The 23,882-nt window shown below is 66.6% G+C and carries 18 protein-coding genes; 12 read left to right on the forward strand and 6 right to left on the reverse strand.

All coding sequences use genetic code 11. The annotated features are described in order from the left end of the window. The first annotated feature begins 205 nt into the window (after window positions 1–205). From KF737_RS19935 to KF737_RS19960, 6 genes are all read left to right on the forward strand, one after another. On the forward strand, window positions 206–2,899 hold the full coding sequence (locus tag KF737_RS19935) for a site-specific DNA-methyltransferase (protein ID WP_296459310.1): 2,694 nt from the start codon (window positions 206–208) through the stop codon (window positions 2,897–2,899). Beyond that, the gene (locus KF737_RS19940; protein WP_296459312.1) at window positions 2,899–6,045 is read left to right on the forward strand and encodes a BPTD_3080 family restriction endonuclease; all 3,147 of its coding nucleotides are present in this window, start codon (window positions 2,899–2,901) and stop codon (window positions 6,043–6,045) included. The genes KF737_RS19935 and KF737_RS19940 overlap by 1 nt, the downstream gene beginning before the upstream one ends. A 235-nt stretch (window positions 6,046–6,280) precedes the next feature. Beyond that, window positions 6,281–7,057: a recombinase family protein gene (locus KF737_RS19945; protein ID WP_296459315.1), complete on the forward strand. Its 777-nt coding sequence runs from the start codon at window positions 6,281–6,283 to the stop codon at window positions 7,055–7,057. 133 nt (window positions 7,058–7,190) lie between these two features. Beyond that, window positions 7,191–8,228 (forward strand): hypothetical protein, encoded by a 1,038-nt coding sequence (locus KF737_RS19950; protein ID WP_296459318.1) that lies wholly within the window; start codon window positions 7,191–7,193, stop codon window positions 8,226–8,228. Between the two features lie 36 nt (window positions 8,229–8,264). Continuing rightward, a complete protein-coding gene (locus KF737_RS19955) occupies window positions 8,265–8,987 on the forward strand; it encodes an endonuclease/exonuclease/phosphatase family protein (RefSeq protein WP_296459320.1) in 723 nt (240 codons plus the stop codon). A 198-nt stretch (window positions 8,988–9,185) separates the two neighbouring features. Beyond that, window positions 9,186–9,566 carry a DUF488 family protein gene (locus tag KF737_RS19960; protein WP_296459325.1) on the forward strand — a complete coding sequence of 127 codons (381 nt, stop codon included), beginning with the start codon at window positions 9,186–9,188 and terminating at the stop codon, window positions 9,564–9,566. Here the strand turns inward: KF737_RS19960 and KF737_RS22510 are convergent. Next, on the reverse strand, window positions 9,541–10,074 hold the full coding sequence (locus KF737_RS22510; RefSeq protein ID WP_367273253.1) for a helix-turn-helix domain-containing protein: 534 nt from the start codon (window positions 10,072–10,074) through the stop codon (window positions 9,541–9,543). The genes KF737_RS19960 and KF737_RS22510 overlap by 26 nt on opposite strands. A gap of 23 nt (window positions 10,075–10,097) precedes the next feature. On the opposite strand from KF737_RS22510, the gene KF737_RS19970 reads away from it, so the two are divergent. From KF737_RS19970 to KF737_RS19980, 3 genes are all read left to right on the forward strand, one after another. After that, the gene (locus KF737_RS19970; protein ID WP_296459331.1) at window positions 10,098–10,304 is read left to right on the forward strand and encodes a hypothetical protein; all 207 of its coding nucleotides are present in this window, start codon (window positions 10,098–10,100) and stop codon (window positions 10,302–10,304) included. Further along, complete coding sequence (locus tag KF737_RS19975) at window positions 10,301–10,837, forward strand: surface-adhesin E family protein (RefSeq protein ID WP_296459334.1); 537 nt, start codon at window positions 10,301–10,303, stop codon at window positions 10,835–10,837. The genes KF737_RS19970 and KF737_RS19975 overlap by 4 nt, the downstream gene beginning before the upstream one ends. Before the next feature lie 123 nt (window positions 10,838–10,960). Beyond that, window positions 10,961–12,277, forward strand: coding sequence for a hypothetical protein (locus tag KF737_RS19980; protein WP_296459336.1), 1,317 nt, complete (start codon window positions 10,961–10,963; stop codon window positions 12,275–12,277). Between the two features lie 429 nt (window positions 12,278–12,706). Here KF737_RS19980 and KF737_RS19985 read toward each other — a convergent pair whose 3' ends face one another. The 5 genes from KF737_RS19985 to KF737_RS20005 are packed head-to-tail and all read right to left on the reverse strand — an operon-like array spanning window position 12,707 to window position 19,800. Then, complete coding sequence (locus KF737_RS19985; RefSeq protein ID WP_296459339.1) at window positions 12,707–13,942, reverse strand: acyl-CoA dehydrogenase family protein; 1,236 nt, start codon at window positions 13,940–13,942, stop codon at window positions 12,707–12,709. A gap of 5 nt (window positions 13,943–13,947) precedes the next feature. Continuing rightward, window positions 13,948–14,697 carry an enoyl-CoA hydratase/isomerase family protein gene (locus tag KF737_RS19990; protein ID WP_296459342.1) on the reverse strand — a complete coding sequence of 250 codons (750 nt, stop codon included), beginning with the start codon at window positions 14,695–14,697 and terminating at the stop codon, window positions 13,948–13,950. 18 nt (window positions 14,698–14,715) lie between these two features. Beyond that, complete coding sequence (locus KF737_RS19995) at window positions 14,716–15,498, reverse strand: SDR family NAD(P)-dependent oxidoreductase (protein ID WP_296459347.1); 783 nt, start codon at window positions 15,496–15,498, stop codon at window positions 14,716–14,718. A gap of 8 nt (window positions 15,499–15,506) precedes the next feature. Then, window positions 15,507–17,438 (reverse strand): NAD(P)/FAD-dependent oxidoreductase, encoded by a 1,932-nt coding sequence (locus tag KF737_RS20000; RefSeq protein WP_296459350.1) that lies wholly within the window; start codon window positions 17,436–17,438, stop codon window positions 15,507–15,509. A 13-nt stretch (window positions 17,439–17,451) separates the two neighbouring features. Then, window positions 17,452–19,800: a TonB-dependent receptor gene (locus tag KF737_RS20005; protein ID WP_296459353.1), complete on the reverse strand. Its 2,349-nt coding sequence runs from the start codon at window positions 19,798–19,800 to the stop codon at window positions 17,452–17,454. A 180-nt stretch (window positions 19,801–19,980) separates the two neighbouring features. Here KF737_RS20005 and KF737_RS20010 point away from each other — a divergent pair, with 180 nt between their 5' ends. From KF737_RS20010 to KF737_RS20020, 3 genes are all read left to right on the forward strand, one after another. Further along, window positions 19,981–21,132, forward strand: a complete 1,152-nt coding sequence (locus tag KF737_RS20010) for a serine hydrolase domain-containing protein (RefSeq protein ID WP_296459355.1) — start codon at window positions 19,981–19,983, stop codon at window positions 21,130–21,132. Next, window positions 21,123–22,586, forward strand: coding sequence for an AMP-binding protein (locus KF737_RS20015; protein WP_296459358.1), 1,464 nt, complete (start codon window positions 21,123–21,125; stop codon window positions 22,584–22,586). The genes KF737_RS20010 and KF737_RS20015 overlap by 10 nt, the downstream gene beginning before the upstream one ends. Before the next feature lie 2 nt (window positions 22,587–22,588). After that, a partial coding sequence (locus KF737_RS20020; protein WP_296459361.1) for a TetR/AcrR family transcriptional regulator occupies window positions 22,589–23,882 on the forward strand: 1,294 nt, incomplete at its 3' end.

Genomic DNA, 23,882 nt, shown 5'->3' on the forward strand with positions numbered 1-23,882 from the left:
CTGCCTTCTAATGAGCGAAGCCGCTTCGGTCTGTTCCCTTCCGGTGAACCCCGGTTCATCGCCTTGTGCGCGCCGACCGGCCATCGGCAGGTCGCTTCACAGCTAGGTCAGCCCAGACGCCTCCCGAACTACGCTGGGTGGCATGTGCGCTGCCGTCGCGCTACGAATTGCGACCTGGATTAGGGGCGGGCTAGGTGATTCTGATATGGCGCAGGACGGCTCTTCGAGCGCATCCATTTACAAGCACAATCAAGATGCGGTGCAGCGCCCCGACGTTGGGGTTGAGGCGCAGTTCTCGAATAAGAAGCCTCCGAGAACCTACCGCTTCGATTCCAGCCTCGCGCCCGAATTGGCGTGGGACGAAAACGCCGAGCGCGCCTTTGCGGAATGGTTGCTGGCGCTGATCGCCGACGCCGCCGACAAGGGCGAGGCCACCGTGTTTGCTCAGCCGCAGGTGTGGCAGGGGACGGAGGAACGCTTCACATCCCTGTCGCAATGCGCGGCGCGGCTCCGCAGCCTGACCAAGCCTTTCCTGAATTGGGCGGGCAAGGCTGAGCGACAGCAGATTACGGTGCCGACGCTCCCGCTGTTCGTTCACGAACGCCATTCCACCCAGGCCATCCTTGAAACCCTGCAATCCCACAAGGCGACCGGAGCCAATCTCGACCTGTTCGGCGACATCGACTTGGACGTCGCCGACAAGCTGGATGCCTATGAGCATAAGGGGCCGTGGACCAACCGCCTTATTCTCGGGGACTCGTTGCAGGTGATGAATTCCTTGCTTGAATACGAGGGCATGGGTGGTCAGGTGGAAATGGTGTTCTTCGATCCGCCCTATGGAATCAAGTACGGGTCGAACTTCCAACCCTTCGTGCGCAAGAACACCGTCAAGCATGGCAACGACGATGAAATGATCCGTGAGCCCGAAATGGTGAAAGCCTATCGGGATACGTGGGAGTTGGGGCTTCACTCCTACCTGACCTATTTGCGGGACCGACTGACGCTGGCGAAGCAAATACTCACAACGTCGGGGTCGATCTTCGTCCAGATCTCCGATGACAATCTGCACCATATGCGCGAGTTGATGGACGAGGTTTTTGGCGCTGAAAATTTCGTGGCAATTATTTCATTCCGCACGAAAATCCCATTGAACGCGATCCATCTAGCAAAAACAGCGGACTATCTCGTGTGGTATGCGCGCGATAAGTCAAAACTGAATTTCAATCGACTGTATATTGATCGAAAGTTTGGTGGAGATACGCAGTTCACGCAGCTAAAGCTGCCGGATGGTAGTGTGCGTTCGATGACGCGCGAAGAAAAAGATGATTCCTCAATAATACCGGAAGGCGCGCGGCCGTTTAGGCTTATAGACCTTACGGCATCTGGCTATACTCAATCGTGTCATTTCGAGTTTGAATTGGATGGGAAAAAGTATTCTCCGCCCAAGGCTAGCAACAGTTGGAAAACTAGTCCGACTGGGATGGAGCGGCTGATAAATGCTGGTCGGATTATGGTGCCCGGCAAGGTTCCCGCTTACGTGTTTTATTTCGACGACTACCCGGTTGCGGAACTTACGAACCAGTGGGTTGATACGCAGGGGGCGTCAGGAAAAACATATGCCGTGCAGACAGCGACAAAGGTGGTCGAACGCTGTATCCATATGACTACAAGTCCCGGCGATTTGGTTCTGGACATTACTTGTGGTTCCGGCACCACGGCGGTAGTCGCCGAGCAATGGGGCCGACGCTGGATAACCGTCGATACATCGCGTGTGCCTATTGCTCTCGCACGGCAACGGCTCCTGACCAGCACCTTTCCTTGGTATAAGCTCAAGGAGGCTGCCAAGGGGCCAGCGGGCGGCTTCGTTTATGAGCGAAAGCAAAATCGAAAGGGCGAAGACGTAGGCGGCCTTGTGCCGCATTTGACGCTCGGCTCAATCGCCAACAACGAAGAACCTGACATGGTGACGATTGTGGATCGTCCCGAGGTTGCTAACGGCATCGTGCGCGTCAGTGGCCCCTTCACGGTCGAAGCCACCATCCAGGCCGCAATGAACATGGAGGAAGATGCCCTGGCGGCGACTCCCCAACCGGCGGCCAGCAGCAGCCCGCGCGCCTACCTTGATCGCATGATCGAGGTGCTGCGCCAGAGCAAGACACTCCGCCTGCCCGGTAACGTCACGCTCGAACTCGAAACCGTCAGCCCGCTGGCCGACCGTGAATACCTTCATGCTGAGGGTGTGGTGCGCAATGGCGCGGACAAGCGGATCGCCATTGTCTTCGGCCCCGAGGATGGCGCTATCGGCTCTGAGTATGTGTTCAACGCCCACACCGAGGCGTTGCAGCAGGGCTATCAGCAGCTTTTCCTGTTCGGCTTCGCCATCGACGCCAAGGCGCGGGAGATGCTGGCGAAGCTCAAATTGCCCGCCACCTACGTCTCCGTTACGCCCGACGTGGTGATGTCCGACCTGCTGAAGACGAGTAAATCGAGCGAGATTTTCTCGATTACCGGTTTGCCGGACGTGCAGCTTGAACCCGTCGGCAAGGAAAGGGGCGGCACGCGGCTGCATCGCGTCGTCATCAAGGGGCTCGACATCTTCCGGCCGGACACGATGGAGACCGACGAGGTGAAGGCGGAAAACCTGCCGTGTTGGATGCTCGACACAAACTATAACGGCATGGCCTTCTTCGCCTCCCAAGTGTTCTTCCCGAAGACGAGCGCATGGGACAATCTGCAAAAGTCCCTGAAAGGCCAGTTCGCCGACAGCGTTTGGGAGCATTTGGCCGGGACGGCCAGCGAGCCGTTCGCCTTGGGCGATAAGCGCCGCGTCGCCGTGAAGGCTATCGATGAACGCGGCAATGAACTGATGGTGGTCAAGACGGCGGGGGATGAAGGCTGATGCCCGCGCCGCAACGGCAGGAGCCGCCGATCACCGTCGCGGAAGTCGAATCGCCGATCATCAATTCGCCCTTCGTCGAGCCGCAATGCCATTGGCAAATCGAGCGCGGCACGCCGCCCGTAAAGGCCGATGGGCGGCGGCGTGCGAGCTATTTCTACCGTGTGCCTGAACATGCGGGTCGAGGCCGTCGCAGTCGCGCCCAGCCCGACATGTTCGAGAGCGAGCGCGGCGAGGAAGTCGAGCTTGAAATCGTCAACCTCGTTCGAGAGCGCGTGAAAGAGTGGCGCGAAGGCGCGCGTTCGGGCGGTCTCGCCTATGACGGCGCGTCGCCGGTGACGAAGGAGTTGCTCGATCTCTGGCGCAGCGACGCGCGGATGCAGCGTCTGTTCTTCGCACAGATCGAGGCCGCCGAGACCATCATCTTTTTGGTTGAAGCCACCGACATCTACCGGAAAGGCATCCCCGAAATCCCGAGAGATGAGCCCGGCTTGGAAGCCAAGGCCGCCGGGGTGCGGGCCTTCATTCGCTACGCCTGCAAGATGGCGACCGGCTCCGGCAAAACCACCGTCATGGGGATGCTGGCGGGGTGGTCTATTCTGAACCGTGTCGCCGCTCCGCGCGACGAACGCTTTTCCGATACCGTCCTGATCGTCTGCCCCAATGTCACCATCCGGGAGCGCCTCCAGGAGCTAGACCCGGTCCTGGGCGACCTTAGCCTCTATCGCACCCGCCAGCTTGTGCCGCCGCATCGCATGGAGGAGCTACGTCGCGGCGAGGTGATGATCGCCAACTGGCATCGCCTCGCGAAGAAGGAGACGAACACCGTCAACGGCGATTCCGCCAAGGTCGTGAAGGCGGGCGAGCCGGTCGAGGTGGTCAAGAACGCGGGCAAGGCCAACGAGACGGTCGAGACCAAATATTTCGAGTCCGACGCTGCGTGGTTCAAACGCATCCGCCGCGAGCTTGGCAGCGGCAAAGGCCGCAGCCCGCACTGGCTGATTTTCAACGACGAGGCACACCACGCCTATCGGCGCGGCGACGCGGCGGAGGGTGACGAACAGACGCTCGACGACGACCAAGACCTTGCTAAGAAGAACGCGCGCGAGGCGACGATCTGGATCGAAGGTCTCGACCGCATCAATAAGCTCGCGGGCGGAAGCCGCCGACGCGGCATCAACCTTTGCCTCGATCTTTCAGCGACGCCCTTCTACATCCAAGGCTCCGGCAACGAGGTTGGGCAGCCCTTCCCTTGGATTGTGTCGGACTTCGGCTTGTTGGACGCCATCGAGTCCGGCCTTGTGAAAATACCGCAACTGCCGTCGCGCGACGTTACCGGCGCTGCGGAAGCGGCCTATTTCAACATCTGGCGGTGGGTGCAGGCCAAAGCCAAGGAAGACGGCTTCGGCGCGAACGTCACACCCCAGATCGTGATGAATTATGCCAGCGCGCCCATCAATCTTTTGGCGGCCGAATGGCACCAGCGTTTTGTCGAATGGGAGCAGTTCGCCAAAGATCAGCACAAGCATCCAGTGCCGCCGGTATTCATCGTCGTTTGCCGGGATACCGCCGTCGCGCGAGAGGTGCATACATGGCTCGCCAACGGCAACGACAGCTACGGTGCCGCCCCGGCATGGTTCCGCAATACGCCCGGCCAAGAAGTGACGGTGCGCATCGACTCCAAGGTGATCGAGGACATCGAAGAGGGCGGTACGAAGGAGGAGACCCGCCGCTTACGATTCATTCTGGACACCATCGGCAAGGCCCAATGGCCGGGCGGTAGGGTGCCGGACGAATGGGCGGAGCTTGTCCGCAAACACAACGACAAAGCGGCGAGCGAGGACAATGACGGCTCGCTCAAATGGATCGACGAGCGGATTCCGCCGGGGCGTGACGTGCGCTGTATCGTGTCTGTCGCCATGCTGGCGGAAGGCTGGGACGCCAACACCGTCACGCATATCGTCGGACTGCGCCCGTTTGGTTCCCAGCTTTTATGCGAGCAGGTCGTGGGCCGCGCGCTCCGGCGCAAGAGCTACGCTCTGAACGAGGAAACTCAGATGTTCGCCGAGGAGACCGCCAAGGTCTTCGGCGTGCCGTTCGAGCTAATCCCGTTCAAGGTCTCGCCTCCCGGCCCGACGCCCCCGCAGCCCGACCCGAACCACATTTATTCCGTGCCGGAGAAGGTGGAGTTCGAGATCACCTTCCCGATAGTCACCGGGTATCACCAGTCCGGGCAGTTCGACGTTTTCGTAGACTGGGAACAGGTGTCGAAAGTCACCATCGACCCTATGCGGATACCGCAAATTGTGGAGCTAACCCCACTGACCACGCCGGACGGATCGCTTGCTGCTTACGGTCCCGGCGAAAAGCCAGTGCTTTCGTTGAAGGACTGGCGCGCGATGTTCCGCGAGCAGCAGGTCGCCTTCCGGCTAGCAAAGGAAATTTGCACGCGTTGGGCCGCCGACAATGGTGCGGCAGCCGTTCCGATGCAGGTGTTGTTCCCCAAGGTCGCTTTCGCGGCCAAGCGCTTCCTTGCTGAGAAGCTTGACCGCAAGGGGGGGAGTCAGTCCTGCGACGTGCTGCTGGTGGGCGACTATATGCAGGCTGCTGTTGGCTCGCTTTTGGAGGCCATCAAGAAGGGCGCTGCGACATCGAACGCTGAGATCGCAGTCATTCCGCAGGGTGCGGCGGGACGCGGTAGCACCCTCCATGTGGACTTCCACAGCACCAAGCCGATCTATCCGGTTACGCGGTGCCATCTCAACGCGATGGTCGCGGACACCCAGAAATGGGAACAGAGCGCTGCTTTCCTGCTAGACGCTCATCCAGGCGTTCGGCGCTGGGTGAAGAATGATCGGCTCGGTTTCTTCATTCCTTACCGCAATCGTGGTGTTTCGGCCCGCTACATCCCTGACTTCATCGTTGTGACCAATAAGGACTTGAACGTCATCGTCGAGATCAAAGGACAGGTCACGGACAACGCGGACGCCAAAGCGAAAGCTGCGCAGCGTTGGGTGGATGCTGTGAATCGCACCGACCAACACGGCGTTTGGCGATACATGCTCGTTACTGATCCGGGTGCGTTGGGGCACATGCTCAATGATTACGCTTTGGCTTCGCGGGATGAGGGACCTTTCGCCCTAACCTAACGCCAATGTCCGGTGCAGTTCGGCCCCGCTCGGAGTTATGTACACCTTTTCGGAGGGATGGGGCGGTCCATGAAGGTGGCCATCAGAACGAACGTAGTTAGAGAGCATGTGCGATGCATCGGTGTGGGAGTTCTTCTCGACAACTTTTGAGAGCGAAGCATAGATTGCACGTGCGAGCGAGATTTTTGAGGTTTACATTTCCAACTACCTTCCATTCCACAAATGTCACGGCTGAATGACCTCGGGTTTTGTCGCCTACTACAGGGTGAGCACTGATCGGCAGGGTCGGTCTGGTTTAGGTCTCGAAGCGCAGCGGGAAGCGGTGAGGGTCTACCTCGGTCACCGGGGCGCGGCGCTCATCGAGGAGGTGACCGAGGTCGAGAGCGGCAAGCGTGCCGACCGGCCGAAACTCGCTGAGGCGCTCAGGCTGTGTCGCCTCCACGGCGCGACGCTGATCATCGCAAAGCTCGACCGTTTGGCGCGCAACGTCGCATTCGTGTCCGGTCTCATGGAAAGCGGCGTCGAGTTCGTGGCCGTCGATTTCCCGCAGGCGAACCGGCTGACTGTCCATATCCTGGCCGCCGTCGCCGAACACGAAGCCGCCATGATCAGCCAGCGGACCCGCGACGCGCTGGCGGCGGCGAAGGCGCGAGGCGTCAAGCTGGGCGGCGACCCGGCGCGCTTTGCTGCTGTTCGGCACCTCGGAAACCCCGCGAGCGCCGTAAGCCGGACAGCCTCGGCCAACCGGCGCGCCGCAGATGTCGCACCCCTTGCCCGCGATCTCTGCGACAAGGGGATGTCGCTTCGTCAGGTGGCGGCGGAGCTTGGCCGTCTGGGCATACGTACCCCGCGCGACCGTGGGATATGGTCGGCGACGCAGGTTCGTCGGATACTGCTGCGCGCGTATGGGGATGATCGCGGCCACGATGGTCGTAAGGTCGCGCCGAACATCATCGCGGCGGCTCAGGAGCAGCATCGCCCGCTCTGCGCGGCCCGTAGCGAGGCTGCATGACGGCGGGCGGGGTTCAATGCTCTGGGCCGTTGGTTATTGTGCGGTCGGGCGCACGGAGCGTCGCCCGCACCGAGACGGTCTGAAGGGCTTCGGGGTGATAGCCATCCCACCGGCCCGCCACAGGGGTGAAGTCATGTTCGGCAGGTTGGCGGCGACTTTGTTCGCGATCTCCGTCGCGTCTACGGCGGCGGCGGAGCCGGGGCTCCCTCCCGAAGTCTACGGCAGCTACGCCCCGGCGGGGGATTGCGCGAAGCTGCCCAGGATCGACGTAGGCAGCGCAGGCGTGCACCTCGACACCCCCGCCGGGAAGCGCGGCCCCCTGTCGATCATGGTCAGCTACACGTGGATTGGCGGCGCGACCTACGACGGCATCCAGACCTGGGCGCTGGTCAAGCACGGCGGCAAGGATCGCTGGGGCGACGACAACCGGCCCGTTGTCTTGACCTTCAATGCGGGGGAACGACGCGGCGCGCTGACGGCGGAGCGCGCGGGGTCGGGCAATGAGCGCCCTCCGCCTCTGGATGGCCCCCTGTCGAGCATCGTTCAAACCTCGACTTTCCGTCTTTGCCGTAGCGCGCCCCCGGCGGGAAGCGGGGTAACACCCCAGGCGCAGAGCCCGGCTGCAACGGTGATGGCGCGCACGCCCGCCGCCGGTTTCGCAGCGGCTATCGGCGCATTGATGCAGCCCGCTACAGCCCCCGAAGGGAGTTACTACGATTGGCGGCACATCGAGCGCGCGCCCAACGTGACCTGGGCGGCGCTCCCGCCTGATATGCTCGATAAGCCCCTGGCCGATGGCCACTATTTCCGGCGCAATGGCGTCCTGTCGGTCGGCGGCCAGTCGCTGAAGGTGATGGCGGCGGGCGGGCGGTCGATGATCTTCAATCACTACTTCAAGAACGAAGGCCGGGCCTTGGGCGAGGAGGCCGTGGTCGCGGCGCTGAGGGCGTCCGGCCTCACGGTGACGCCCGCGCGATGCCCGATCAGCCGGGCCATGGCCGCGCCCACTTGGTACAGGCTGGGCGGCGGCGGAAAGCGCGCCGCGCTGCTCTGGATCGCCCCACCGCGCGGACCAAGCTCGCCCTGGGAGGGTTTCAACCTTTCGCTTGACGCGACCTTGAAGCCGCTCACCCCCCAAGAGCGCGCAGTCTACACCGACCGTTGCGCTTAGCCGCTCGCCGTCTTGCCTCACTTGAACCCCGGTTCAATGCGGATCGGCACTTGGAACCTGGACCACGCGCGCCCGCAGCGTCATGACGCCGAGCGTCTGCGGCTCATGAACCAGGCCAACGCCGACATATGGGTGCTGACAGAGACGAACGACCGGCTGGCGCTGCCGGGATATGCCGCCATTCACTCTGCGCCTCGGCGTGGCGGGCAGGCCGGTGGGCGATGGGTGACCATCTGGACCCGATTGCCCGTTCGTCATCATGTCGCCGTCGAGGATGATCACCGCACGGTCGCCGCGCTGGTCGAAAGCAGCTTGGGCGACATGCTCGTCTTTGGAACCGTCCTGCCTTGGCAGATGGACTTCGGGGACGCGCCAACGGCGGAGAAGCCGAGAGCCTGGGAGGAGCAGTATCGCGTCACGCCGCTGCAAGGTCGCGAATGGGCGCGGCTCCAGGCGCAGCTTCCCGGTGCGGCGCTCTGTGTCGCGGGCGATCTCAATATGAACCTGGGCGGGCCGCACTATTACGGGACGAGCCATGGCCGTGCCCTGCTCACGGGCGCGATGGACGCCGCCGGTCTGGTCTGCACGACGGCCTATGAATGCGTGCCGCCCGGCCTCCTGAGGTATCCCGCCATCGACCACATCCTGTTGCCCGTGACGTTGGCAGAGCGCGCGAGGGTCATCGCCGCATGGGAAGGAACCACGCCGGAAGGGCATCGCCTGACCGATCACAGCGCCCTCGTGGTGCAGGTGGACTGAGCCCTGCTAAGCAGGCTCGGCGAGCCATTTTGACCGTACGATGCGCGATCAGAAGTTGGCGCCGCTTCAATCGCTTGACGCGCAAGGTCACTGGTCAGAGACCCTAGTGTATGGCGAGCGGCTAGGGGCCGATAAATCGTGACCGCAAGCATCTAACGGCTTAAAAATGCGGATGAAAAAAGCATCCGAAGCCGCTCAATGCTGACGGCGTCTTTCTTCACCCACACCGGGGTCGGCCGCGTCTCCATTGCCCGCTGGACACCGAAGAACACGCCGCCGGGCTTCAAGGTCTACCGGGCTTTGGCCCCAGGGGACTGGTTCAAGTCTGTCGATTGGGACCGATACTGCGAACTCTACGCCGAGCAGCTTTCCCGGTTGGACCCGGCCAGGGTCTGGGAGGAACTCTACGACCTCGTAGCGCCGCATGAGCCCGTGTTGCTGTGCTGGGAGCGCCTAGATCGTGATGACCAGTGCCACCGGCGTCTGGTGGCGGACTGGTTCGAGCGCAGCCTCGGCGTGGTCGTGCCGGAGATCGGCCACCAACCGTCGCTGTTCACTTCGAGCGGGCCAGGGCGGTGATCTGCGCAGCGGCGACCTCCAGGTCGCGGTCGCTGAGATCGTAGGCGTTGGCGACGATGGTGGCGATGATCGCGTCTCGCCCGTCGGGCTTGTGGGTCGCGCCCACGAAGAACGCCGTCACCGGCAAGCTGAACGCCTCGGCGAACCTTTCCAGGGTCTCAATGCTCGGAGCCATGACGCCGCGTTCGATGGCGGAGATCGCATCGACGGAACGATCCGTCATGCCGGCCAACTGTTCCTGCGTGACCCCCCGCGCGTTGCGGATGGCCCGAAGGTGCAACCCGATGCGCGCCTTGAGTGACATGCGCCGAAAGTCCCCTGGCTGGGCCTTCCCGCACACCGATCCACAATAAAAACGAAACACCTGTAGACGTAGTGAAAGTACGGATTTGATTTTGTGGCCCGAGAACCTGGGTCGAGATTGTTGGGAGAGCCAATTTGGTGCGAAGCAGAATGATTGGGGCCGCGTTCTGCGCCCTCCTGGCGGCCGGATGCCAGAAGCCGTCATTCTCGGATGCGGACATCGCGAACGTGAAGTCCGAGATCACGGCGAACGCCACCGCGCAGGGCTTCACCGTCAACGAAATCGGGTTGGTCAAGAAGGACGACCGAGAACTTAGCGGCTTCGCCAATCTCTCGAAGGACATTGAGGGTTACGGCGTCATCACCGTCACATGGTCATGCTCGGCGACGATGAGCCGTGAGGAGGCCCAATACATCTGGAAGTGTCAGCCTTGAGGTTCGCCGCGATCCTGATGATGGCGACCATGCTGGTTGCGGGCTGCGATAGCCCCGACGCCGCCCCGCCCTCCACACGCGCCGCGCCGCCGCCGTCGGTGGTCGAACCACGCTGGCGTGAGTTGCGGTCGAACGACGAGCGGGCGGTCTATTTCACCCCCACGGTCGAAACGGTCGGCCCGTATAGGCGGATGTGGATGGCCGAGGTGCTCGCGAAGGCCAAGCCGATGACCGTGGGCGGCGAGCGCATGGCAGTCGAACGGCGATCCGACCTGATCGAGGTCGATTGCGCCCAGAAGCGGGTCCGGTCGCTACAGGTGAACGTCGCGGGAGAGGGCGGACGCACAGCGAGCGATACGTTCGAGGAGCCGCAATGGTACTTCGTCAATCCCGACGCGGCGAACTACGTCACCCTGGAGCACGCCTGCGGCGGGCGGCGGATCAGCGCGGGCGCAGGCTTTCCGACGCTGAAGGCCGCGATGGATGACTACCGGAAGCGCGGTTCGACGACTGGGGTTTCCAACCCTACTTAGGCCCATATTAGGGATGATCCATTCTTCCTTCCGCGTTGGCCGGTGGTCCACATCGCGCCTCAGATGAACCGGGGTTCAGCGATTGGGGCGCGCGCCCTTCCATGGATGACCTATACGATTTGAATGACCTTCCTCCTCCCCAGCTACTCACCCTCGTCGCGCGTACAATCGGCCGAAGGGAAGCAGGATAAGGTCGTTGTCGAGCTTGGCCGATGGTATGTGCACACCACGGCTCTCGACCGTTTCACTGACGCCCTAGCGGCCGTGCCGTTCATAGAGGGCGAGGGTACTTTTCTAAACCGGCCGAGAGGCGGGCGCACGCCGGATCATCGCCGCGTGCTCCATATTCGGGCCGGTGGACGGGGCCGGGGACGCCCGGTGGGTGCGCCGCTTCTCTCCGGGCAAGTGCAGGTACGGCGATCCCGAGGAGACGACGATTTTCCCGGCCTGCACCTCGCAGTGACGGCCAGCATCGCCATCAACCCGACGCGTTTCGTTACGCACCAGCTTTCGAGACCCTTCGTCGGCAGGGCGCTCAGCGAATGGCCGCCCCTCCTCAGGCCGTCGCTCGCAGCCCGAAGGGTGCCGTACAGCACGCCTTCCGAGTTCATCCTCGACAACAGCGACAACGTACTCCTGACGTCAGCGGCGCAGTCATTCGGTCGGTCTGAGGCATGGCCCTTGCACCTCGAATGCTACTGGGCCGCCATCTTCGCGCGCCTGTCGAGTGTGGTAGAGCAGGCCGCCGACGATGCGGGTGGGGTTGTCGGGCTGTACCGTGCCGATCTGAACCTACGCGAGGCTGAGACCTACTGGGAGTTCGCGGCAGACGATCCCACGACGCTCGTTCGTGACCTCGAACGTCCCTTGTTCGAGTGGGCGCGGAAGCCGCAGGCGCGACGCTTCGCTTATCCTGTCGGCCTTCTGACCACCGCCCTTGCACACAACTCGCGACAGGTAAGCGTTCAGGTGCGATCCGGGGTTCGCTTGCGCGTCTATGCAAAGACCACGCGGCGGGTCCGGTTCGAGATCATTCACGATCTACAAGAGAACTCTCGCCCACTTGGCAGGCATACCAGCAACGATGTTCGCGATCTGCTTCGATGGCTGCCTGTCCTCCAAGAGGACGCGGGCTCAGCCCTGAACCACGTGCTCGATCACGTGGAATGCCTCTCCGTGTTTCCGCCTGGAGGGTTCACCGCAGCGGCGATGGTGCGGCAGATCAGCGAGGCTTGCGGAGCGGATGCTGATGCAATGCTCGCACTGTTGGTAGGCAATGGTTCTCTCAGGGTCGAAGCGCACGATCCCATTCGGCCCAATGTGCTCGCCCTCGTGGCCGTGGGCCTCTTGGAGAGAACCGGCGCGGCATACACGGTGCGCGCACCTTACCGGCGAGCGTTCGCGGAACTCCGAGGTGTTCGGCGGGCTCCCCGCCACTAGGATCAGTTGGCCTACAACGCGTCATATGGCGGTGCACAGGCCAGGGTTGGCGTAGCCCTACCAGGGGCCCTCCTAGCGGCACACCGGCCCACACGGGCGTCCAAGGCTCCCTCCGCTACGTTGTGCGACTGCATCTTGCGTGATGGCGCAACAAGCGACGGGGTGGCCGGACGCTCGGCGCGGTGTCAGTTCGTGCCCTTGTTTGGGACCCACATCACGGGCTTCCCAACTGTGACACTTCGCTGTACCACTTTGCCGGTGCGGGCGGCCTCTAAGTAGCTGTTTTTGTTGACCCTGGTGGCGGCTTGGACAATCTCCTGCCGGGCCCACCAGCCGTCGCCGGCTTCGCCCGCTATGGCACGGCGAGCCTCGCTCGGAGCGAGGGCGAAGCGAGTGAAGGCTGCCGCGCCGAAACCCGAAGGGTCTCGGTCATCCTCGCTGGATCTCGTCAAACGGGACGGTCTTGTCGCTGCGGGGTTCGGGGGGGAGGCCCAGGACGCGCTCGGCGATGATGTTGCGCAGGATCTCGTCGGTCCCGCCCTCGATGCGCGTGCCCGGCGCGCGCAGCAGCAGCGCGGCGAAGCGGCCGAGGTGGGGCGCGACGGCGGGGTCGGTCAGCAGGCCCGCGGGACCGCCGATCTCGACCGCGAAGGCGGCGATCTCCTGCATCATCGCGCCGGCGACCAGCTTGATCATCGAGCTCCCGGCCCCGGGCTGCTGACCGCGCGCGGCGCCCGAGACCGCCCTGAGCGTGGAGAATCGGAGGCCGGCCTCCTGCACCGCCCAGTCGGCCAGCCGCTCGCGCACCGACGGATCGTCGATCGCGGGACCGTCGCCGAGATCGACGGCGCGGCAGAAGGCCATCAGGTCGTCGAGCCCCGTGGGCATCTCCAGGCCGATGGACAGCCGCTCGTTCATCAGCGTGGTCAGCGCCACGCCCCAGCCGCCGCCGACCGGGCCCAGCCGCTGGCGGTCGGGCACGCGCACGTCCGACAGGAACACCTCGTTGAACTCGTACTGGTCGTTCATCTGCCGGACCGGCCGCACCTCGACGCCGGGCGAGGCCATGTCGAGGAAGAACATCGTCAGGCCCTGGTGCTTGGGGACGCTCCCATCCGTCCGCGCCAGCAGGAGGCCCCACTGCGCGACCTGGGCGCCGCTGGTCCACAGCTTCTGGCCGCGCACGATCCAGCCGTCGCCGTCGCGCACGGCGCGGGTGCGCACCCCGGCCAGGTCCGAGCCGGCGCCCGGCTCCGAGAAGAGCTGGCACCAGATCTCCTCGCCCGACGCGATCTTCGGCAGCAGCTCGCGCTTCTGATCCTCGGCGGCGTGGGCGATCAGCGTCGGGCCGCACATGCCCTGGCCGTTGTGGAAGACGCTGGAGAGCCGGGCGTAGGCGTCCTCCTCCTGCAGCCAGATCAGCCGTTCGACCGGCGTGGCGCCGCGTCCGCCGTAGGCGCGCGGCCAGTGCAGGCAGGCCCAGCCGGCCTCGTACTTGGTCCGCTGCCAGGCCTTCTGCGCGGGCACGGAGTCCACGCCGAGGGCCAGTGTGCCGACGCCGGTCGCCTCGACGGCGGCCAGCACCTCGGCCGGCGCGTTGGCGGCGATCCAGGCGCGCGCCTCGGCCCGGAAGGCGGCTTCCTGCGGCGTGTCTTCGAATTCCATGTCGCTCAGCCCCGGGCGCGGCCGGTGAAGGCGGCGATGCGGGTGAGCGCGTCGGGCCCGGCGCCTTCGGTGGCGTAGCTCTCCTGGGCGAGGCCCGCGCCGATCGGCAGGCCGTCGGTCTCGCGCAGCAGGCGCTTGTTGGCGCGATGGCTGAACCAGGACTGCGCGCCCACCTCGGCGACCAGGGCGGCCAGCGCGGCGTCGAACCCGGCGTCGGGCACGCAGGCGTTGGCCAGGCCGAAGGCGGCGGCCTCGCGGCCGGCGTAGGTGCGGCAGGTGAACATCATCTCGCGCGCCTTGATCAGGCCGACCCGGCGCGGCAGCCGCTGGCTCAGCCCCCAGACGGGCGTCAGCGCCCACCTGGCGTGGGTGTCGGCGAACTTCGCGGACTCCGCGGTCAGGATCAGGTCGCCGGCCAGCGCCAGTTCGAGGCCGCCCGTGTAGCAGTGGCCGTGAACGGCGGTGATGACCACCTGCGGCAGGTCGGCCAGGCGCTGGATCGTCTCGGCCTGGAAGTGCGGCGAGGGCGGCGCCTCGCCCGCGGCGATGTCGGCCAGGTCGTGGCCCGCGGAGAAGCAACGCCCGGCGCCGCGCAGCACCACCACGCTCACCCGCCCCACCGCGTCCTCCAGGTCGGCCACATGGGCGGCAAGGTCGCGGAAGAGGTCCACGGTGAGCGCGTTCAGCTTCTCCGGCCGGTTCAGGGTGAGCGTCGCGCAGCCGCCCTCGTCATGACGCAGCACAAGCCGGCCCATGCGGATCTCTTTCCCTTGCTAGCGGTGGTTCTGGCCGTCGTCGGCCTTGATGACCGTGCCGGTGACGAAGCTGGACGCGGGCGAGACCAGGTAGACCAGGGTCGAGTCCAGGTCCTCGGGCGCGCCCATCCGGCCGCGCGGGAACGGCGGCAGGGCGTCGGGGCCCATCCGCGCCAGCATCCCGTCGGTCATCTCCGAGGCGACGACCCCCGGCGCGATGGCGTTGACGTTGATGTCGAAGCGCGACCACTCGACGGCCAGCACTTCGGTCATCCGCACGACCGCGCCCTTGGTGAGCGCGTAGAGCGCCGCGCCGCCGCCCCAGTAGTCGAAGGCGGTCATCGAGGCGATGTTGACGATGCGCCCCGGCGCGCCCGCGGCGATCAGCCGGCGCGCGACCTCGCAGGACAGGGCGAACGGGCCGCGCAGGTTGGTGTCGAACACCTGATCGGTCTTTTCCCGCGTAAGCCGGGTCGCGTGCTGGGCGTCCACGACGCCGGCATTGTTCACCAGGATCGACACCCGGCCGAGCCGGTCCTCGATGGCGTCGACGACGGGGGCGATGTCGTCGACGGCGCTGACGTCGAGGGCGAAGGGCTCGGCCTCGCCGCCGGCCTCGCGGATGCGGGCGGCGAGGTCGTGCAGGCGGTCGGTGCGGCGTGCGGCGACGGCGACCCTGGCGCCGCAGGCGGCCAGCACTTCGGCGAAGCGATGGCCCAGCCCCGAGGAGGCGCCGGTGACCAACGCCACCTGGCCGGTGAGGTCGCTCGACAGGTTCGGCGGTGTGACCGGAAGACCCACGGCGCGGCCTATCGCAGGCGGTATTCCGAGAGGTCCGGCGCGCGGATCATCTCGTAGAACTCGTCCAGCGACCACGGCATGCTGACGCCGGGCCGGCCGTGGGCGTTGATGTAGTAGCCGCCGGCCGCCGCCTCCTCTTCCCAGAGCTTCTGCTTCAGCTTGGCGTCGAGGGCGGCGTTGTAGGCCTCGTAGGCCTCCCGCGTGACCTCGAACGACTGCGCGCCGGCTTCGATGGTGTCGGTGATCAGCCGGCAGAAGTAGCGGGTGTAGAGCTCGATCCACGAGTGGAAGCTGCCCGACAGGATGCCGGCGTTGGGCCCGTACATGATGATGAAGTTCGGGAAGCCCGGCAGGTACAGCGTCAGGTGCGCCCGCGCCCCATCCTTGGCCCAGAGATCGTCCAGCCGCGCGCCGTCGCGGCCGACATAGTCCACCGGCCAGAGGTATTTCGACACGTCGAAGCCGGCCGCCAGAACCACCAGGTCGAAGGCCCGGTGCGTCCCGTCCGCCGAGACGATGCCGGTCTCGTCGAAGCGCTCGATCCGGCCCGGGACCAGTTCGACGTTCTCGCGCATGACGGTGTCGTACCAGTCGTTGTCGACCACCAGCCGACGCGACAGCGGGGCATAGGGCGGGGTCAGCTCGCGCAGGAGGGTCTCGTCGGCTCCGACCTTCCTGCGGATGAAGCCCGAGAGGTTGGCGCGCAGCTTGTCGTTCTTCTCGTTGATCCGGCCGCCCTTCGCCTGCCAGTCGCGGTCGAGGTCGTGGAAGGCGTCCATCTGCAGGCCGGCCACGTGCAGGCCGAAGCAGAACCAGGCCGTGTAGTCCGGCATGTTGTCCATCAGCCACCGCTGCTCGGGCGAGACGGCGTGCCGGTAGTTGCCGACCCGCGTCAGCCACTTGGGCGAGCGCTGGTAGATCGTCAGCGACTTCGCCTTCGCCGCCACCGCGCGGGCGAGCTGGCTGCCGGTCGAGCCGGTGCCCACGACCGCCACCCGCTTGCCGGCGTAGTCGTAGCCGTGGTCCCAGGCCGTGGTGTGGAACATCGCGCTCTGGAAGGTCCCGATGCCCTCGATGTCGGGCAGCGTCGGCGTCGAGAAGAGGCCTGCGGCGCTGACGACGAAGTTGCTCTCGACCGTCCCGGAGGCGCCGTCCGCCGTCTCGATGTCCAGCGCCCAGGTCTTCGACCCGTCCTGCCAGCGCGCCGCGGTCACCTTGGTGTTCAGGAAGATGCGGCTGCGCAGGTCGTACTTGTCGACGATGTGGTCCAGGTACTCCTGCAGCTCGGCCTGGGTCGCGTAGTGGCTCTTCCAGGGATAGTCCTTCTCGAACTTGAACTGGTAGAGGAAGCTCGTCACGTCGACCCGGGCTTCCGGGTAGTCGTTGAGCCACCAGGTGCCGCCGATGCCCGACTGGCGCTCGACGATGCGCCAGGGGATTCCCAGCCGGTCGAACTGGATCGCCGCGAGGAGGCCGCTGAAGCCCGCGCCGATGATGATGACCTGCAGTTTCTCCAGCACCTCGGCCGGCGGCCGGTTCGTCCACTCGGCGGCGCGCGGGAAGCCCTCGAACGCCAGGTCCTCGTAGCCGTAGTCCAGGTGCGACCGGCTGAGCGTGTCGCCCGCGAACATCTCCATCATCCGCCCGGCCTCGTCGCGGCTCGGCGCCGGCGCTCGGGGCGCGCCGGCGAGGAGGAAGGCCACCGCCTTGTCCTTCACCGCCTGATGATGCTCGGACGGGACGACGGAGCTCTCGAAGGGGCTCCCCTCGCGCACCAGCTTCACCACCGGCATCGCCGCGAGCTCGGGGTCGCGGGTCTGCTGGTAGAGCGCGAGCCGCAGCGCATTGATGTCGGCCTGCTCGACGACGCGGCGCAGGAACGCCTGGTCGACGGCGGCGACCTCGGGGGCCTCGGCGGTCTTCGTCGCGGGCTGGCTCATCGACAGGGTCCGGCTACTGGTAGCGATAGGTCAGGGTCAGGCCGTAGGTGCGCGGCATGCCCATATAGCGATCGTAGACGTCGATGCTGCGGGCGGCCGAGGTCCAGTAGGCGGTGTCGCCCACGTTGCGGATCCAGCCCATGAGCCGCCAGTCGCCGTCATGGCTTTCGACCCCTGCGCGCAGGTCGACCAGGGTGTAGGCCTTCTTGCGCAACTCGACGAACTGGCCGAGCTCGGTGTTGGTGCCGCCCTGGTGGCTGGCGCTGGCGCCGACCACCGCGTCGAAGCGGTCGTTGACCGCCCACTGATAGCTGGCGTCGAGCTGGTACTGCCACTTCGGCGTGTTCGGGAACGGCTCGCCGCCGAAGTCCTGGTCGACGCCCAGGGGGTTCGACGAGATGAAGCTGCCGCGGATCTTCGAGTCGACGTAGGCGACACTGGCGTTGACGTTGAGCCCCGCGACCGGCGCCCAGCCGAGCTGGGCCTCGGCGCCGTCCACCTTCGACTTCGGCACGTTGATCAGGCGCAGGAGGCGGCCGAACGAGGGGTCCTGGACGATGCCCAGCACCTGCTTGTCCCGGTAGTCGTAGTGGTAGATCGCTCCGTTGAGCTGGAGCGCGCCGGGCAGGGCCACCTTCAGGCCGGCCTCGTAGGACGTCACCTTCTCCTGCAGGGTCGGATCGTACTGGGCCGTCGCGGTCGCGCCGAGCGTCGGATAGCCGCCCGCCTTGTAGCCGCGGCTGATGTTGGCGTAGGCGAGCGAGCCGTCGCCGAACTTCCAGTCGAAGCCGGCGCGCCACGAGACGTTGTCCTCGTCCAGTTCGCTGACGATGAGCTGCGGGACCGACAGCGCGTCGGCGGTCACGCAGCCGCCGCGCGCGATCGCCGGGATCGGCGGCAGGCCGCCCAGCGCGCGCTTGAAGTTGGAGAAGGTGGTGAAGATCGCCGCCGTCTGGCCGTCGCCGATGTCGCCGGTGCAGCCCTGGAAGTCGTTGACCGAGCGCGTATAGCGGGCGCCGCCGTAGAGCTTCAGCGCGTCGGTCACCTTGAACTCGAGGTTGCCGAAGGCGGCGTAGGTCTTGATGTCCTGGTTGTTGCGCATCTCGAAGGCGTTGAAGCGCAGCGGGTTGAGCGCGACGAAGGTGAAGGCCTGGGTCGAGCCCGAGATGTCGTCGAAGTTCTCCTCGCGCGTCCGGTCGCTGGCGTAGTTGGCGCCCAGCACGAAATAGACGCGGTCCGAGAGGTCCCCGGCGATGCGGACCTCCTGGTAGAACGAGTGGATCTTGCCGAAGGTGCGCTGCTCCAGCCCCTTCAGGGTCTGGCCGTCGACGTCCTGCAACTGGTCCTGGTCGTACGCGCTGTACGAGGTCATCGAGGTCAGCGTCAGCTTGTCGGTGATGTCGTAGTCCACGCGGACGTTGGCCTGGATGAAGCTGTTGTCGCGATGGTAGTCGCCCGGCGTCCAGTCGGCGTCGCGGTTGTCGGGGTTCTGCGGCAGCGGATAGCCGATCAGGCCCGGGATCAGCGCCGCCGCCGGCGAGGCGGCGTTGTGGATCGAGACGAGCTGCGGCGCCTGGCTCTCCGAGCGGTCGATGAAGCCGTTGAGGTTCAGGTCGACGCGCAGGCGGTCGGACGGGGTCCAGTCCAGGAGCAGGCGCGCGCTGGTCAGGTTCAGCGCCGCCATGTCCTCGCCGGTGCGGTAGTTCTTCTGCCAGCCGCCGTTCTGCTGCTGCTGGAAGGCGAGGCGGGCGGTCAGCGTCTCGCCGATCGGCCCGCTCAGGAAGCCGCCGACGCGGAAGGCGTCGAAGTTGCCGGCCTCGAGGTCGACGCCGGCCGCGAACGTCCTGGTGGGCCGGGCCGAGACCAGGTTGATCGCGCCGCCCGTCGAGTTCTGGCCATAGAGCGTGCCCTGCGGCCCCTTCAGCACCTCGAGGCGGGCCAGGTCCAGGGCGCCGCCGCGGGTCTCGATGGTGAACGGGATCGGGGCCTCGTCCTGATAGACGCTGACCGTCGGGCGGCCGCCCAGCGCGATGTCGGCGAAGCCCACGCCGCGCAGGGTGTAGATCGGCGTGCCGACGCGGGATTCCGTGTAGGTGAAGCCGGGCACCACGCGGGCGAGGTCGGCGGTCTGGACGACCCCCCGCTCGGCCAGCGAGTCGCCGCTGAGCGCGGTGATCGACATGGGCACGCTGTTGATCGCCTCTTCGCGCTTCTGCGCCGTCACGATCAGTTCCTCGACCTGCGCGTCGGCCGCCGCAGCCATCGTGGGCCAGATCGCCAGCAGGGACACGCCCGCCAGAAGCGCGCCGAACCTGCGCCCGTAACCCCGAGGCGTCCGCGCCTCGGCCACCGCTCTCGCCATGTCTCCCCCCTCGGGAATGAGCGCCGCCCTATTTCTTCGACGGTCACGAATGTTGGGCAAATTGCATGTCGATTTTTTCGTTGTCAAGTTTCTCGACACTGAAGTATGGATACAATCGTATTCGTCGATAAATTGCGGGCTACCGGCAGGCGGCCTGCGCGGGCGGGGAGGATCTGGCGGATGACGACGCAGACGGCCGGCGTGAGGGTGGAAGGCTTCGTGGCGCCCGGATTCGAGCGGGTGCGCGACGCGTTCGCGGCCAATTTCGAGCGGGACGACCACTATCGCGAGATGGGCGCGTCGCTGGCGGCCTACCGGCATGGCGAGCGGGTCGTCGACCTCTGGGGAGGGTGGGCCGACCAGGCGCGCACGCGGCCCTGGACCCGGGACACGCTGGCCAACGTCTGGTCGACGACCAAGGGCGTGACCGCCATCCTGGTCGCCACGCTGGTCGACCGCGGCCTCATCGACTACGGCGCGCCGGTCACCCGCTACTGGCCCGAGTACGGCGCGAACGGCAAGGACGGCACGACCGTCTCCCAGCTCATGTCGCACCAGGCGGGCCTGCCCGGCTTCGAGGAGCCGACGCCGCTTTCCGAATTCTACGACTGGGAGATCGTCACCGACCGCCTCGCGCGCCAGGCGCCGATGTGGACGCCGGGGACCAGGAACTCCTACCACGCCATGACCTACGGCTTCCTGGCCGGCGAGCTGGTGCGGCGCGCGTCGGGCAAGCGGGTCGGACGCTTCCTCGCCGAGGATGTGGCGGGGCCGCTGGGCGCCGACGTCCTCATCGGCCTGCCCGAGAGCGAGGAAGGACGCGTCGCGGCGATGATCCCCTCGCCGATCCCGCGCGTGTTCGACCCCAACGCGCCGCGCGAGGCCGTGGCGGCGGTCACGAACCCCGACATGGATCCCGACCTGCCGAACCACCGTGGCTGGCGGGCGGCCGAGATCCCGGCCGGCAACGGGCACGCGACGGGCGATGGCCTGGCGCGGCTCTACGGCGCCGTGGCCAACGGCGGCGAGCTGGACGGCGTGCGCCTGATGCGGCCGCAGGGCGTCGCGGCGATGGACACCCTGCAGACCGACAGGGTCGACATCCTGCTGGGCATGCCGGCCATGTGGCGCAACGGCGTCTGCGGGAACGTGCTGGACATGTTCGGCCCGCATCCCGGGACGTTCGGCCACTCGGGCTGGGGCGGCTCGTTCGGCTGCGCCAACACCGAGACCGGCGTCGGCATCGGCTATGTGGTCAACCAGATGGGCGACCGGGCGGTCGGCGACCCGCGCGCCGCCGGGCTGTGCGACGCGATCTACGCATGTCTGTAGCGCCCGAGCCCGTTCCGCTCTCCGCGCTGCTGCGCGGGCACGCGGCCACGGCGCCGGACGGTCCCGCGATCACCGCCGACGGCCGCACGCTGAGCTGGCGCGAGCTGGAGGCGCGGACCAACCGCGTCGCCCGCGCGCTGATCGCCCGGGGCGTGAAGCCCGACGACCTGGTGACCATCGTGCTGCCCAACGGCGCGGCGTTCCTCGAGGCCTGCTTCGCGTGCTGGAAGGCGGGCGCGACGCCGCAGCCGGCGTCCGTCCGCGCGCCGGCGGCCGAGCTGGCGGCGCTGATCGCGCTGGCCGACCCGGCGTTCGTCGTCGCCGATCCCGGCGTGGCGATCGCGGCGCGCCCCCGCGCGACCTACGACGAGCTGCTGGCCGCCGAGGCCGACGACAGTCCGCCGCCCGACCGCGTCGCCGGCGCCTGGAAGGCCCTCGGTTCGGGCGGATCGACCGGTCGGCCGAAGCTGATCGTCTCGACGTCGCGGGCGGTGGCGCAGTCGCCGCTGGGCTGGCGCCTGGCGGCCGACGACGTCGCGGTGATGCCGGGGCCGCTCTACCACAACGGCCCGTTCGCGACGGCCATCGCGGCGATGACGGCGGGCGCGCACCTGGTGATCCTGCCGCGGTTCGACGCCGAGGCGGTGCTGCGGGCGGTCGACGCCCACCACGCGACCTGGCTCTACCTGGTGCCGACCATGATGGGCCGCATCTGGCGCCTGCCCGACGACGTGAAGGCGCGCTACGCCATGGCGTCCCTGCGCACGGTCTGGCATCTGGCCGCGCCCTGCCCGCCGTGGCTGAAGGCGGCCTGGATCGAGTGGCTGGGACCGGAGGTGATCTGGGAGCTGTACGCCGCGACCGAGGGCCTGGCCGGCACGGTGATCAACGGGACCGAGTGGCTCGAGCATCGCGGCTCGGTCGGCCGCGTCTTCACCGGGGCGGTGAAGATCGTGCGCGAGGACGGCGCCGATGCGCCGGCGGGCGTCGTCGGCGAGGTCTACATGCGCCAGTCCGACGGCGCGCCTGAGACATACCGCTATGTCGGCGCCGAAGCCCGGCGGCTGGGGGGCTGGCAATCGCTGGGCGACATGGGCTGGATGGACGCCGACGGCTATCTCTACCTCGCGGACCGCCGCGCCGACATGATCCTGGTGGGCGGATCGAACGTCTATCCGGCCGAGATCGAAGCGGCGCTGGAGGAGCACCCGCAGGTGCGATCCTGCGCGGTGATCGGCCTGCCGCACGAGGACCTGGGCTCGGCCGTACACGCCATCGTGCAACCCGCGCCGGAGCTGGATATCGACGATCTGCGGGATTTCCTCAGCCGGCGACTCAGCGCGTACAAGCGGCCACGGACCTATGAGCTGGTGGACCAGCCGGTGCGCGACGACGCCGGCAAGGTGCGGCGCTCGCAACTGGTGGCCGAACGCCTGCAGCCGCAGGACGGATGAGGATGACGGCGAAGAACACCCGGGCGAAGGCGGCGACGGAGGCCGCGAACGACGCGCCGGCGCCGCGCGGCCGCGGGCGGCCGTCCAAGCGCGGGCAGAAGCGCGAGGCCCTGCTGGAAGGCGCGACGGCCCTGTTCAACGCGCGGGGCATCTCGGCGATCAGCCTCGCCGAGGTGGCCGAGGCGGTCGGGCTGACCCGGGCGACCGTCTACTACTACGTGAGCGACCGGGCCGACCTGGTCTTCCAGTGCTACATGCGCGCCTGCGAACTGGTGGCCGACGACCTGGCCGCGGCGGCCGAGGCGGCGAACGGCTTCGAGCGCACCCTGGCCTTCATCCGCCTGGCGCTGACGCCTTCGCGGCCGCCCACGGCGGTGCTGACCGAGATCGGCGCGCTGGACGCGGCCCACGCCGAGGTGATCGGCGGCGCCAGCGCGCGCAACACCGCCGCCCTGACGAGCTTCATCGAAGCGGGGATGGCCGACGGCAGCGTCCGGCCGTGCGACGCCCAGGTGGCCGCGCAGGCGATCATCGGCATGCTGGCGTGGACGCAGCTCCTGCCCCACTGGTCGCGTGGCGCCGACACCGAGACGCGGCGCGCGCGGGCCGCGCAGACCATGATCGATCTGCTGACCCATGGCCTGGCGCGCGACCGCAGCGTCGCCTTCCACTGCGGGATCGACGCCTCGCGGCTGACACCGACGCTGGTCAACGCCTTCGACCGCCGGGAATCGTCGTCGCTGAAGCTGATGCAGGTGCTTGCGGCGGCCTCGCGGCTGTTCAACCGGAACGGCATCGAAGCGACGTCTCTCGACGAGATCGCGGCCTCGATGGGCGTCACCAAGGGCGTGCTCTACCACTACTTCGACGACAAGTCGGACCTCGTGACCCGCTGCTACGAGCGCTCGTTCGAGATCTACGAGCAGTTCGTGACGCTCGCGAAGGCGCACGGGGACGACGGCTTCCGCTCGGCGCTGATCAACGCCCACCTGAACATCCAGGGCCAGGTCGGCAGCCTGTCGCCGCTGATGCCCCAGCCGGGGTTCGGCGCGGTGCCCGAGGAGCAGCGCGCGACGATGCAGCGGCGCGCGGCGCAGGAGAATCGCACGGTCTCGGCCTGGCTGCAGAGCGGCATAGACGACGGCGTGGCCAATCCGCTCGACGCACCGCTGGTGACCCACATCATCGCCGGCGCATTCGGCTGGCTGCCCAAGTGGCTGCCGCCGGACAGGCCGCAGGACCCGATCCGGATGGCCGACAAGATCATGGGCATGCTGCTCACCGGCCTGCGCGCCG

The sequence above is a fragment of the Phenylobacterium sp. genome, from assembly GCF_019636135.1.
In the GTDB taxonomy this organism is placed as follows: domain Bacteria; phylum Pseudomonadota; class Alphaproteobacteria; order Caulobacterales; family Caulobacteraceae; genus Phenylobacterium.

Excerpts from the sequence above, each read along its gene's own strand:
- KF737_RS19935 (WP_296459310.1), top strand. The coding sequence starts at position 206 with ATGGCGCAGGACGGCTCTTCGAGCGCATCCATTTACAAGCACAATCAA.
- KF737_RS19940 (WP_296459312.1), top strand. The coding sequence starts at position 2,899 with ATGCCCGCGCCGCAACGGCAGGAGCCGCCGATCACCGTCGCGGAAGTC.
- KF737_RS19945 (WP_296459315.1), top strand. The coding sequence starts at position 6,281 with ATGACCTCGGGTTTTGTCGCCTACTACAGGGTGAGCACTGATCGGCAG.
- KF737_RS19950 (WP_296459318.1), top strand. The coding sequence starts at position 7,191 with ATGTTCGGCAGGTTGGCGGCGACTTTGTTCGCGATCTCCGTCGCGTCT.
- KF737_RS19955 (WP_296459320.1), top strand. The coding sequence starts at position 8,265 with ATGCGGATCGGCACTTGGAACCTGGACCACGCGCGCCCGCAGCGTCAT.
- KF737_RS19960 (WP_296459325.1), top strand. The coding sequence starts at position 9,186 with ATGCTGACGGCGTCTTTCTTCACCCACACCGGGGTCGGCCGCGTCTCC.
- KF737_RS22510 (WP_367273253.1), bottom strand. The coding sequence starts at position 10,074 with ATGACGGCTTCTGGCATCCGGCCGCCAGGAGGGCGCAGAACGCGGCCC.
- KF737_RS19980 (WP_296459336.1), top strand. The coding sequence starts at position 10,961 with ATGACCTTCCTCCTCCCCAGCTACTCACCCTCGTCGCGCGTACAATCG.
- KF737_RS19985 (WP_296459339.1), bottom strand. The coding sequence starts at position 13,942 with ATGGAATTCGAAGACACGCCGCAGGAAGCCGCCTTCCGGGCCGAGGCG.
- KF737_RS19990 (WP_296459342.1), bottom strand. The coding sequence starts at position 14,697 with ATGGGCCGGCTTGTGCTGCGTCATGACGAGGGCGGCTGCGCGACGCTC.
- KF737_RS20000 (WP_296459350.1), bottom strand. The coding sequence starts at position 17,438 with ATGAGCCAGCCCGCGACGAAGACCGCCGAGGCCCCCGAGGTCGCCGCC.
- KF737_RS20005 (WP_296459353.1), bottom strand. The coding sequence starts at position 19,800 with ATGGCGAGAGCGGTGGCCGAGGCGCGGACGCCTCGGGGTTACGGGCGC.
- KF737_RS20010 (WP_296459355.1), top strand. The coding sequence starts at position 19,981 with ATGACGACGCAGACGGCCGGCGTGAGGGTGGAAGGCTTCGTGGCGCCC.
- KF737_RS20015 (WP_296459358.1), top strand. The coding sequence starts at position 21,123 with ATGTCTGTAGCGCCCGAGCCCGTTCCGCTCTCCGCGCTGCTGCGCGGG.